This is a genomic window from Kitasatospora sp. NPDC028055 (assembly GCF_040637885.1).
Lineage (GTDB): Bacteria > Actinomycetota > Actinomycetes > Streptomycetales > Streptomycetaceae > Kitasatospora.
Genome location: NZ_JBEZXE010000062.1, coordinates 1 through 11,925 on the forward strand (window position 1 = coordinate 1; position 11,925 = coordinate 11,925).

General features: G+C 70.4%; 9 protein-coding genes and 1 rRNA gene. All 10 read right to left on the reverse strand.

What is annotated here, in order from left to right:
- Nucleotides 1-93 (reverse strand): 16S ribosomal RNA (locus AB0F71_RS35750); the annotation flags it as partial.
- Nucleotides 94-590: 497 nt separating this feature from the next.
- Entirely contained in the window at nt 591-2,276 is a 1,686-nt protein-coding gene (locus tag AB0F71_RS35755; RefSeq protein WP_360243990.1) for a ribonuclease J, read from the reverse strand.
- 171 nt (nt 2,277-2,447) lie between these two features.
- The gene (gene dapA / locus AB0F71_RS35760) at nt 2,448-3,347 is read right to left on the reverse strand and encodes a 4-hydroxy-tetrahydrodipicolinate synthase (protein WP_360243993.1); all 900 of its coding nucleotides are present in this window, start codon (nt 3,345-3,347) and stop codon (nt 2,448-2,450) included.
- Nucleotides 3,348-3,562: 215 nt separating this feature from the next.
- Nucleotides 3,563-4,294, reverse strand: coding sequence for an FAD-dependent thymidylate synthase (thyX, locus tag AB0F71_RS35765; protein WP_360243996.1), 732 nt, complete (start codon nt 4,292-4,294; stop codon nt 3,563-3,565).
- Nucleotides 4,291-4,749, reverse strand: a complete 459-nt coding sequence (locus tag AB0F71_RS35770) for a tetratricopeptide repeat protein (RefSeq protein ID WP_360243999.1) — start codon at nt 4,747-4,749, stop codon at nt 4,291-4,293. The genes thyX and AB0F71_RS35770 overlap by 4 nt, the downstream gene beginning before the upstream one ends.
- A 25-nt stretch (nt 4,750-4,774) precedes the next feature.
- Nucleotides 4,775-5,521 (reverse strand): 4-hydroxy-tetrahydrodipicolinate reductase, encoded by a 747-nt coding sequence (dapB, locus tag AB0F71_RS35775; RefSeq protein ID WP_360244002.1) that lies wholly within the window; start codon nt 5,519-5,521, stop codon nt 4,775-4,777.
- 29 nt (nt 5,522-5,550) lie between these two features.
- Entirely contained in the window at nt 5,551-6,903 is a 1,353-nt protein-coding gene (locus AB0F71_RS35780) for a pitrilysin family protein (protein WP_360244005.1), read from the reverse strand.
- Nucleotides 6,904-7,021: 118 nt separating this feature from the next.
- Nucleotides 7,022-9,229, reverse strand: coding sequence for a polyribonucleotide nucleotidyltransferase (locus AB0F71_RS35785; protein ID WP_360244008.1), 2,208 nt, complete (start codon nt 9,227-9,229; stop codon nt 7,022-7,024).
- A gap of 455 nt (nt 9,230-9,684) precedes the next feature.
- On the reverse strand, nt 9,685-9,975 hold the full coding sequence (gene rpsO / locus AB0F71_RS35790) for a 30S ribosomal protein S15 (RefSeq protein WP_188302791.1): 291 nt from the start codon (nt 9,973-9,975) through the stop codon (nt 9,685-9,687).
- A gap of 200 nt (nt 9,976-10,175) precedes the next feature.
- The gene (gene eccD, locus AB0F71_RS35795) at nt 10,176-11,636 is read right to left on the reverse strand and encodes a type VII secretion integral membrane protein EccD (RefSeq protein WP_360244011.1); all 1,461 of its coding nucleotides are present in this window, start codon (nt 11,634-11,636) and stop codon (nt 10,176-10,178) included.
- Nucleotides 11,637-11,925 lie beyond the last annotated feature (289 nt).

Here is an 11,925-nt window from a genome sequence, read left to right on the forward strand (position 1 = left end):
ACTGATCCACCCCGAAGGGCTTCACCGTTCGACTTGCATGTGTTAAGCACGCCGCCAGCGTTCGTCCTGAGCCAGGATCAAACTCTCCGTGAATGTTTACCGGTCTATCCGGTTCACACCCGCGTTGAGCGGCACGGCAACCACCGGAATAGGGTGATCCCGCGCACTGCGTCCTCGCTAGTGTTTGTTTCAAAAGGAATCTCCAACCCCAGGAAACCTGAGGCCGGGGATGTCAACATATCTGGCGTTGACTTTTGGCACGCTGTTGAGTTCTCAAGGAACGGACGCTTCCTTCGGACCGCCTTCCAGCGGGCCCTCCGGGCGCTTCGTTCTTTCGTGTTTCCAGCTTATCAGATGTTTTCAGCTCCGTTTTCCGGAGTTTCATTCATCCGATTAGGCTTTTGCCTTTCGGCGCTCCCGAACTCTACCAGAGTTTCTCGGTCCGTTTTCCCGGTAGTTCTCGAATTCGCATTCGCATTCGAGGACTTCCTTGGGGCTCGTCCCGTGGGGCAACCCGGAGAACATTACGCACCGGGTCGCCCCACGTCAAACCGGCCTCAGCGGGGCCGGACGAGGGTCTCGAGCGGGGCTCAGACCTCGACGACGACCGGCAGGATCATCGGCCGGCGGCGGTAGTTGTCCGCGACCCACTTGCCGATGGTCCGGCGGACGAGCTGCTGCACCTGGCGGGGCTCCAGCACGCCGTCGCTCGCCGAACGGTCCAGGGCCTCCTGGAGCTTGGCGATGACCGGCACGAAGGCGTTGTCGTCGATGCCGGAGCCGCGGGCCTGGATGGTCGGGCCGCCGACCATCTTGCCGTTGGTCGTGTCGACCGCGACGAAGACCGAGATGAAGCCCTCCTCGCCGAGGATCCTGCGGTCCTTGAGCGAGGCCTCGGTGATGTCGCCGACCGAGGCGCCGTCCACGTAGACGTAGCCGGCCCGGACCTTGCCGACGATCCGGGCGACGCCCTTCTCCAGGTCGACGCAGACGCCGTCCTCGGCGATGACCACGCGGTTGCGCGGCACGCCGGTGGCGATGCCCAGCTCGGCGGCGGCCCGCAGGTGGCGCCACTCGCCGTGGACCGGCATCAGGTTGCGCGGCTTGCAGATGTTGAAGAAGTACAGCAGCTCGCCGGCCGAGGCGTGGCCGGAGACGTGCACCTTGGCGTTGCCCTTGTGCACGACCTTGGCGCCCCAGCGGGTCAGGCCGTTGATCACGCGGTAGACGGCGTTCTCATTGCCCGGGATGAGCGAGGACGCCAGGACGACGGTGTCGCCCTCGACGATGCGGATCTGGTGGTCGCGGTTGGCCATCCGGGACAGCGCCGCCATCGGCTCGCCCTGGGAGCCGGTGCAGATCAGTACGACCTCCTTGTCCGGCAGGTCGTCGAGCTGCTTGACGTCGACGATCATGTTGCCGGGGACCTTGAGGTACCCGAGGTCGCGGGCGATGCCCATGTTGCGGACCATCGAGCGGCCGACGAAGGCGACCTTGCGCTTGTACTCGTGCGCGGCGTCCAGCACCTGCTGGATGCGGTGCACGTGGCTGGCGAAGGAGGCGACGATGATGCGCTTGTCGGCGTTCGCGAAAACGTTTCGCAGCGCGGCCGAGATGTCGCGCTCGTGCGGGATGAAGCCGGGGACCTCGGCGTTGGTGGAGTCCACCAGCAGCAGGTCCATGCCCTCCTCCGCCAGCTTGGCGAAGGTCGGCAGGTCGGTGAGGCGGCCGTCCAGCGGCAGCTGGTCCATCTTGAAGTCACCGGTGGCCACGACCATGCCGGCGGGGGTGCGGACCGCCACGGCGAGGGCGTCCGGGATGGAGTGGTTGACCGCGATGAACTCGCAGTCGAAGGGGCCGATGCGCTCGCGCTCGCCCTCCTTGACCTCCAGCACGTACGGCCGGATGCGGTGCTCGGCGAGCTTGGCCTCGATCAGGGCGAGGGTCAGCTTGGAGCCGATCAGCGGGATGTCCGGGTTCTCCCGCAGGAGGAACGGGACGGCGCCGATGTGGTCCTCGTGGCCGTGGGTGAGGACGATGCCGTCGACCTTGTCGAGGCGGTCCCGGATGTAGCTGAAGTCCGGGAGGATCAGGTCCACGCCGGGCTGCTCGTCCTCGGGGAAGAGGACGCCGCAGTCGATGATCAGGATGCGGTCGCCGTACTCGAGGACCGTCATGTTGCGGCCGATCTCGCCGAGGCCGCCGAGCGGAGTGATGCGGAGGGCGCCCTCCTTGAGGGCCGGGGGCGCGCCGAGTTCGGGGTGCGGGTGGCTCAAAAGACTCTCCTCACGACGCACGCCATATGCCCGGGGTCCTCCCCCTGGAGACATATGGCGTGCGTACTCAGTGTCGTTCTTCCTACTGGGTCTGTGCTCTCGCGCCTTCGGTCCGGTCCAGCGGCGGACCCGGTCGGGTCCGGCGAGCCGGGGCGCGCACGTCTGTGTCTGCTACAGGTGTACCCCGCCGGAGGCGAGATCCTGCTTCAATCGGTCGATCTCCTCGGGCGTCGCGCCGACCAGGGGCAGGCGCAGCGGCCCGGCGGGCAGGCCCTGGAGGTCCAGCGCGGCCTTGGTGAGGATCACGCCCTGGGTGCGGAACATACCGGTGAACACCGGCAGCAGGCCCTGGTGGACGGCGGTGGCCTTGGCCACATCGCCGGCCAGGTAGGCCTCGATCATCGCCTTCAACTCACCGGCGACCACGTGCCCGACGACGCTGACCACGCCGACGGCCCCGACGGACAGCAGCGGCAGGTTGAGGATGTCGTCGCCGGAGTACCAGGCGAGGCCGGAGCGGGCGATCGCCCAGGCCGCGGCGCCGAGGTCGCCCTTGGCGTCCTTGTTGGCGACGATCCGCGGGTGCTCGCCGAGCCGGACCAGGGTCTCGTGGCTCAGCGCGACACCGCTGCGGCCCGGGATGTCGTACGTCATGACCCTCAGGCCGGTGGCGTCGGCGACCTGCGTGAAGTGCCGGTACAGGCCCTCCTGCGGGGGCTTGTTGTAGTACGGCGTGACGACCAGCAGGCCGTGCGCCCCGGCCGCCTCCGCCTGGCGGGCCAGCTCGACGCTGTGGTGGGTGTCGTTGGTGCCGACCCCGGCCACCACGTGGGCACGGTCCCCGACCGCCTCCACCACGGCGCGGACGAGCTGGGCCTTCTCGGCGTCGCTGGTGGTCGGGGACTCACCGGTGGTGCCGTTGACGACGAGGCCGTCGTTCCCGGAGTCGACGAGGTGCGTGGCGAGGCGCTGGGCGCCGTCGAGGTCGAGCGCGCCGTCGGCGGTGAACGGGGTGACCATCGCGGTCAGCACCCGGCCGAACGGCGTCTGGGGGGTGGAGGTCGGAGCCATGCGTCCAAAGCTACTCGTAGGCGGTGGGGCGGTACCCATGCCGGTCCAGGGTTCGGACAGGCGCGCAGGCCAGGAGGCGGGGGAATGGGATCCCGGTGCTGCCCGCTCGGGGGTTCGGGCAGCACCGGGATCCGTGGTCACGAATGTAGGGAGCGGCTAGAAAAGCCGCAATCCAGACATGCCCGACACTCTGCCCATATGCCTGTCGTCCCAGGTCAGGGCGCGACCCGGCCGTGCTTCTCGAAGGCCGCATGGGTGAGCGGCATGAGCTGCGCCCACTGCTCCTCCATCCGCTCCGCGACCATCTCGATCTCGCGCTGCGGGAAGGACGGCACTGCCGAGTTCTCCCGCCGGGTGCGCAGCGAGAGGAAGTGCATCAGCGAGCGCGCGTTGCAGGTCGCGTACATCGAGGAGAACAGGCCGACCGGCAGCACCGCCCGGGCCACCTCGCGGGCCACGCCGGCCGCCAGCATCTCCTGGTAGCGGGCGTAGGACTCGCGGTACGCGGCCTCCATCGCCGCGGTGGTGGTCTCGTGCTGCTCCGGGGTGCCCTGGTGGAACTCGTACTTGCCCGGACGGCCCTGCTGGACCAGCTTGCGGTCGGCGCCCGGGACGTAGAAGACCGGCTCCAGCTCGCGGTAGCGGCCGGACTCCTCGTTGTACGACCAGCCGCTGCGGTGCCGGTGGAACTCGCGGAACACGAAGATCGGCGCGCTGATGAAGAAGGTCATCGAGTTGTGCTCGAACGGCGTGCCGTGCCGGTCGCGCATCAGGAAGTTGATCAGGCCCTTGGACTTCTCCGGGTCCTGCTGGAGCGCCTCCAGGGACTGCTCCCCCGCGGTCGACACCCGGGCCGACCAGATGACGTCCGAATCGGCGGCGGCGCTGCGGACCAGCTCCACCGTCACGTCGCTCCGGAAGCTGGGGGCCGTCGGTTCGTCGCTCACGCGTTACTCCTTGCGGGTTCGGTGCTGTGCAGCTTGATGGCGTGCTGCATGGTCTTGCGGGCGCGCGGGGTGTCGCCGGCGTCTGCGTACGCCACGGCGAGGCGGAACCAGACGCGCCAGTCGCCCGGTGCGGCCTCCGCCTCGGTCCGGCGGCGGGTGAACACCGCGTCGGCCGAGGCCCGGTCGATCCGCCCGCCGCTGGTGCGCTCCAGCTCGTCCACCGGCAGGCCGCCCTCGGCCTCCAGCTCGCGGGCGAGCTGCTCGCTGGCCCGGCCGAAGCGGACGGTCTGGCGCAGGAACCAGATGCCGATCACCGGGATCACGAAGGCGCAGAGGCCGATGCCGATGCCGAGCGGCTTTCCGGTGGCGACCAGCTGGACGCCCTCCCCCACGCAGAGGAGGGCGACCAGCAGCAGCACGCCGGACAGGACGAAGAAACCGGTACGGGAGGTCATTCCGCGCTCCTGGAGGTCGACACGGTCACAGCTCCAGGAAGTGTTCGAGGCCGAAGGTCAGCCCCGGGGTCTCGACGACCTTGCGCACGCCCAGCAGGATGCCCGGCATGAAGCTGCTGTGGTGCAGCGAGTCGTGCCGGATGGTGAGCGTCTCGCCGGTGTCGCCGAACATCACCTGCTGGTGGGCGAGCAGGCCGCGCAGCCGTACGGCGTGCACCGGGACCCCGTCCACGTCGGCGCCGCGCGCGCCGGGCAGGCTGTGGGTGGTGGGGTCCTGCTGCTTCGGGCGGCCGGCCTCGGCGCGGGCCGCGGCGATCAGCTGGGCGGTGCGGGTGGCGGTGCCGCTGGGGGCGTCGGCCTTGTTGTCGTGGTGCATCTCGACCACCTCGACGGACTCGAAGTACCTCGCGGCGATCTGCGAGAACTTCATGCCGAGGATGGCGCCGATGGAGAAGTTGGGCGCGATCAGCAGCCCGAGGCCAGGGGCCTCGGAGAGCCAGCCCTCGACGGTGGCCAGCCGCTCGTCCGTCCAGCCGGTCGTGCCGGTCACCACGTGGATGCCGTGGTGGAGGCAGTAGTCGAGGTTGCCCATCACCGAGTCCGGGTGGGTGAGTTCGACGGCGACCTGGGCCCCGGCCGCGGTCAGCTCCGCCAGCTTCGAGCCGCGGCCGAGGGTGGCCACCAGCTCGAGGTCCGGCGCGGCCTCGACGGCCTTGACCGCCTCCGAGCCGATCCGTCCGTTGGCGCCGATCACGGCGACACGCAGCGTCATAGCGACGTTCCTCTCCGGGAAGACAATCCTCAGACCAGCAGATCGGCGAGCTTGGCGGCCCGCTTGTCGTTGACCGGGCCGATCAGCGCCAGTGACGGCCGGTACGCGCCCAGCACATCACGGGCGACGGCGTGGACGTCCTCCAGGGTCACCGCCGCGATGCGCTCCAGCATGTCGTCCACCGACAGGTGGTGCCCGTAGCTGAGTTCGGCCTTGCCGATGCGGTTCATCAGCGAGCCGGTGTCCTCCATGCCGAGCACGGTGGAGCCGGAGATCTGGCCGATCGCGCGCTGCAGCTCCTCCTCGGTGATGCCGTCGGCGACCACCTTGGCGAGCTCCTCGCGGCAGATCCGCAGCACCTCCTCGACCCGCTTGGGCTGGCAGCCGGCGTAGATGCCGAACAGGCCGCTGTCCGCGTAGGAGGAGGAGTACGAGTAGACGGAGTAGGCCAGGCCGCGCTTCTCCCGGACCTCCTGGAACAGCCGGGAGCTCATCCCACCGCCCAGGGCCGCGTTGAGCACGCCCATCGCCCAGCGGCGCTCGTCGTGCCGGGGCACCCCGGGCACGCCCAGCACCAGGTGGGCCTGCTCGGTGGAGCGGTTGAGCACCTCGACCTTGCCGGCCGTGCGCAGCGCCTTGACGCCGCGGCGGGCCTCGGCGGGCGCCGCGGTGGAGCGGGCCAGCACCGGGGCGAAGGCCTCCTGCACCTGCTTGACGACCTTGCGGTGGTCGAGGTTGCCGGCCGCGGCGACGACCAGGTTCTCCGGGCGGTAGCGGCGGTGGTAGAAGCCGGCGACCTGGTCCCGGGTGAGGGCCTTGATGGTCTCCTGGGTGCCGAGGATCGGGCGGCCGAGCGGGCCGTTGCCGAAGATCACCTTGGCGAACAGGTCGTGGACGACGTCACCCGGGTCGTCCTCGGCCATCGCCATCTCCTCGAGGATGACGCCGCGTTCGGCGTCGACGTCCTCGGCGCGGATCAGCGAGCCGGTGAGCATGTCGCAGACCACGTCGATGGCCAGCGGCAGGTCGGTGTCCAGGACCCGGGCGTAGTAGCAGGTGTTCTCCTTCGCGGTGAAGGCGTTCATCTCGCCGCCGACCGCGTCCAGGGCCGCCGAGATGTCCAGCGCACTGCGCCGCTCGGTGCCCTTGAAGAGCAGGTGCTCCAGGTAGTGGGTGGCGCCGTTGAGCTGCGGGGTCTCGTCCCGCGAGCCGACGCCGACCCAGATGCCGAAGGTCGCGGAGCGCACCGTCGGCAGGGTCTCGGTGACGACCCGCAGGCCGCCGGGGAGGACGGTGCGGCGCACCGTGCCGGCGCCGTCGACGCCCTTGAGCAGGGTCCGGGTGGAGCCGGGACGCTGCTTTACCGCCGGGGCCTGGGCCACGGGGGGTACCTCCAGAGGAAACGCACGTGGAATGGCACGTACGGACGAACGCGTGGACAACAGGGTGCGGCCCGCACGCCGGGAGGCGTACGGGCCGCAAGGGTCAGCTAGCGGCGCTTCACTCGGAAGCGGCCTCGCCGCCTTCCTCGCCCTCGATGACCGGGATCAGGGAGAGCTTGCCGCGCGGGTCGATCTCGGCGATCTCGACCTGCACCTTGGCGCCGACGCCGAGGACGTCCTCGACGTTCTCGACGCGCTTGCCGCCGGCCAGCTTGCGGATCTGCGAGATGTGCAGCAGGCCGTCCTTGCCCGGCATGAGCGACACGAACGCGCCGAACGTCGTGGTCTTGACCACGGTGCCCAGGTAGCGCTCGCCGACCTCCGGCATGGTCGGGTTGGCGATCTGGTTGATCGTGGTGCGGGCGGCCTCGGCGGCCGGGCCGTCGGCGGCACCGATGTAGATGGTGCCGTCGTCCTCGATCGTGATCTCGGCGCCGGTGTCCTCCTGGATCTGGTTGATCATCTTGCCCTTGGGGCCGATGACCTCACCGATCTTGTCCACCGGGATCTTGATGGTGATGATGCGCGGCGCGTTCGGGGACATCTCGTCGGGCGAGTCGATGGCCTCGTTCATCACGTCGAGGATGTGCAGGCGGGCGTCGCGGGCCTGCTTGAGCGCGGCGGCCAGCACGGAGGCCGGGATGCCGTTCAGCTTGGTGTCGAGCTGCAGCGCGGTGATGAAGTTGCGGGTACCGGCGACCTTGAAGTCCATGTCGCCGTACGCGTCCTCGGCACCGAGGATGTCGGTCAGCGCGACGTAGTGGGTCTCGCCGTCGATCTCCTGGGAGATCAGGCCCATGGCGATGCCGGCGACGGCGGCCTTGAGCGGCACACCGGCGTTCAGCAGCGACATGGTCGAGGCGCAGACCGAGCCCATCGAGGTGGAGCCGTTGGAGCCGAGCGCCTCGGAGACCTGGCGGATGGCGTACGGGAACTCCTCGCGGGTCGGCAGGACCGGGAGGATGGCGCGCTCGGCGAGGGCGCCGTGGCCGATCTCGCGGCGCTTGGGCGAGCCCACGCGGCCGGTCTCGCCGACCGAGTACGGCGGGAAGTTGTAGTTGTGCATGTAGCGGCGACGCGTCTCCGGGGAGAGCGTGTCGAGCTGCTGCTCCATCCGGAGCATGTTCAGCGTGGTGACGCCCAGGATCTGGGTCTCGCCGCGCTCGAACAGGGCCGAGCCGTGGACGCGCGGGATGGCCTCGACCTCGGCGGCCAGGGTGCGGATGTCGGTGACACCGCGGCCGTCGATGCGGACCTTGTCCTTGATGACGCGCTCGCGGACGATCTTCTTGGTCAGCGCGTTGTAGGCGGCGCTGATCTCCTTCTCGCGACCCTCGAACTCGGGGAGCAGCTTCTCGGCGGCGACCGCCTTGACGCGGTCCAGCTCGGCGTTGCGCTCCTGCTTGCCCGGGATGGTGAGGGCCTTGGCCAGCTCGTCCTTGACGGCGGCGGTCAGCGCGGCCAGGACGTCGTCCTGGTAGTCCAGGAAGACCGGGAACTCGGCGGTCGGCTTGGCGGCCTGGGCGGCCAGCTGAGCCTGCGCGGCGCACAGCACCTTGATGAACGGCTTGGCGGCGTCGAGGCCGGCGGCCACGACCTCCTCGGTCGGCGCCTCGGCGCCGCCCTCGACCAGCTTGATGGTCTTGTCGGTGGCCTCGGCCTCGACCATCATGATCGCGACGTCGCCGTCCGGCAGGACGCGACCGGCGACGACCATGTCGAAGACGGCCGACTCCAGCTCGCTGTGGGTCGGGAAGGCGACCCACTGGCCCTTGATCAGCGCGACGCGGACGCCACCGATCGGGCCGGAGAACGGCAGGCCCGCCAGCTGGGTGGAGGCGGAGGCGGCGTTGATCGCGACCACGTCGTACAGGTGGTCGGGGTTGAGCGCCATGATGGTGCAGACGACCTGGACCTCGTTGCGCAGGCCCTTGACGAAGGACGGGCGCAGCGGGCGGTCGATCAGGCGGCAGGTCAGGATCGCGTCCTCGGACGGCCGACCCTCGCGACGGAAGAACGAGCCGGGGATGCGGCCGGCGGCGTACATCCGCTCCTCGACGTCCACGGTCAGCGGGAAGAAGTCGAAGTGCTCCTTCGGCTGCTTGGACGCGCTGGTGGCCGACAGCACCATGGTGTCGTCGTCCAGGTAGGCCACGGCGGAGCCGGCGGCCTGACGGGCCAGACGGCCGGTCTCGAAGCGGATGGTACGGGTGCCGAAGGAACCGTTGTCGATCACGGCTTCGGCGTAGAACACGTTCTCTTCCACCTGGAAGATCTCCTCTTTCGTACGTTCTCCGGGAGAGCGTCCCCGCGCACTGCCTCGGGCTGGCCCTTGGGGCCCTCCTGCCAGGAGGGCGGCAGTCGGGCCGGTCTTCGATCGAAGCCTCCGGGGTGCCCCGCTCGTCGGGCGGGGGTTCCGGGGGCCACTACCGAGGACCGGCGCCTCACGGCTGCCGGGCCGGGACGGGCGGTCCGCGTCTGGACGCTCTCTCGGATGCGGGCGGCTTCCGTTTGAAGCCTTCGTCCCGCGGGGGGTTCGGGCTTGCTGCCCGGGTGGCGCTCCTGCGCCATCACCCGGCATGCCCACAACCCTACGGTGCAATCCTCGGCCACCTGGGGAGGTGCGCGCGAGTTGTTATGTCAGGGTGCCGCGTTCGAACCGCCGCGGCATACGCGCGAGGGGCGGCTCCCCGGTGTGGGGAGCCGCCCCCTGCGGCGGTCTTAGCGGGCGCCGCCGGCGGCACCGCGACGGATGCCCAGGCGGTCGACGAGCGTACGGAAACGCTCGATGTCCTTCTTGGCCAGGTACTGCAGGAGGCGGCGGCGCTGGCCGACCAGGATCAGCAGGCCACGACGCGAGTGGTGGTCGTGCTTGTGGAACTTGAGGTGCTCGGTCAGGTCCGAGATACGGCGGGAGAGCATGGCCACCTGGACCTCGGGGGAACCGGTGTCGCCCTCCTTCTGGCCGAACTCGGCGAAGATCTGCTTCTTGACGTCAGAGGCGAGAGCCACTGCAACTCCTTCAAGGTCTACCGAGCGGTCCTGGTCGACAGCACAGGACTCTGCGAGAACTCGGTGTCTCGAGCGTCGTCCGTGGTCGACGGCCCACGAAGGGGTGGACACACGGCTGCGCTCGAAGGCCAAGGGTACCAGTGCCGACCACCCGGCCGGTCGGCGGGTGGAAGGCGCCCGGCGGCAGGGGCCGGGCGCGGTCAGCCGGTGGCGCCGCGGACCAGCCGGTAGACGTTCAGCACGGCGAGCGCCAGCGGGACCAGCGAGATCAGGGTGAGGCTGTCCACCAGGTCCAGGATGCGTCCCCAGAACGGGGAGACGCCGAGCCGGGGCACCACCAGGGCGATCGCGGTGAGCAGCGCGGCCCCGAAGGCGACCGAGGCGGCCAGCCAGATGGTGCGCAGGTCGAGCTCGGTGCTGGAGCCGGCCGCGCGCAGGACGAACTGCGGGGTGTGCAGGGACAGCCCGACGATCAGCAGGCACAGGCCGAGCAGGCCGGCCACGGTGAGGCTGAGGACCTGCGCGGTGTAGCGGAACAGCCGGGCGCGCAGCATGGCGGCGATGCCGAGGGCGAGCGCGAGCAGTTCGGGGAAGGTCCGGTCGGTGAAGGAGAGGACGGCGCAGGCGCCGACCACGACCGCGGCGCAGCCGCCGACCAGGCCGACCAGCACCTCGTGGCCGCGGCGGGCCTGGTGGGCGATCCGCTCGTACTGGACGGCCTCGGCGCGCTCGGCCTCCTCGTCGTAGTCGCGGCTGCGGGTGCGGGTCTGGCCGGGGGCGCTGAATCCGACCGGCAGCCGGGCGAAGCGGGCGGAGAGGCTGGGCAGGAAGCCGATCGCGGCGACGGCGGCGACACCGGTGACGGCGGCGATGTTCCCGGCCGGGGTGTCGGGCATCAGGACGGCGGCGAAGGTGGCGAGCGCGCCGGCGGTGGCCACGAAGGCGGCGGCGACGAACACCGCGTCCTTGTCCGGGAGGAGTCCGGCGAGCAGCACGGCGATCACCAGGACGGTGACGCAGCCGGTGAGGAACTGGAGCCGGCCGGGGCCGTCCCACGGGTGGGCGACGGCGATGATGCCGCTGCCGGCGATCATGGCGTGCGGCAGGGCGCCGAGGCCGAGCGCGACGGCGGCGTGGGCGTCCTGGTAGACCCGGGCGCGCACCCCGGCGAGCGCGGTGAGCACCACGGCGGCGACGCCGGCCAGCACGCCGGGCAGGCTGTGCATGTCGTGGCGCAGGTCGGAGAACCAGAGCGCGAAGCCGAGCAGGGTGAGCAGCACCCCGGCGCCGATCAGGCCGAAGCCGCGCATGAGGTCGACGGTCCAGAACCGGCGGTCGGCCTCGACGGCGCTGGCGATGGCGTCGGCGACGTCGTCGTAGACGGCGGGCGGCAGCGACTCGGCGAAGGGGCGCAGCGCCAGCAGGTCGCCGTCGCGGACCTGCTGGGCGGCCAGGGACAGGCTGCTGTCGAGGACGGTGCCGTCGCGGCGGACCAGGTGGAAGCCGGTGGGGGTGCCGTCGGGCTGGCTCTGGTTGGCCAGCCGCAGCACCTCGGGGTAGACGTCGGCGAGGGCGACGTCCTCGGGCAGGGCGACGTCGATCCGGCGGTCCGGGGCGACGACGGTCACCCGGCAGTAGCCAGTAGCGGCCGACGTGGTCATGACCCCACCTCGATCATTCGACGCACTTGACGCTCCCCCTGTGTGGACGGTGCCGCGGCACGGTGGCGCGCGGGGTGGCTGTGGAACCGGCCCGGCCGGGCCGCGAGTTGGCGCGGCGTTACCCTACCCGCTCGGTTCGTGCCCGGTGCCGCTGCGGGGTGCGGCCCCCGTCGGTGCGGGCACGCCCCTATGTAGGATCGGCGCCTGCGCGAGGTGGTACGGGGGCTGCGCTGTGTGGGGCGTCCTCAGTCACGGGAATCCCGTACCGGGCCGAGCGCAGTCGCGTGAG

Coding starts and splice junctions, on each gene's coding strand:
- dapA (WP_360243993.1), bottom strand. CDS start 3,347: ATGGCTCCGACCTCCACCCCCCAGACGCCGTTCGGCCGGGTGCTGACC.
- AB0F71_RS35770 (WP_360243999.1), bottom strand. CDS start 4,749: ATGACCTCCCGTACCGGTTTCTTCGTCCTGTCCGGCGTGCTGCTGCTG.
- dapB (WP_360244002.1), bottom strand. CDS start 5,521: ATGACGCTGCGTGTCGCCGTGATCGGCGCCAACGGACGGATCGGCTCG.
- eccD (WP_360244011.1), bottom strand. CDS start 11,636: ATGACCACGTCGGCCGCTACTGGCTACTGCCGGGTGACCGTCGTCGCC.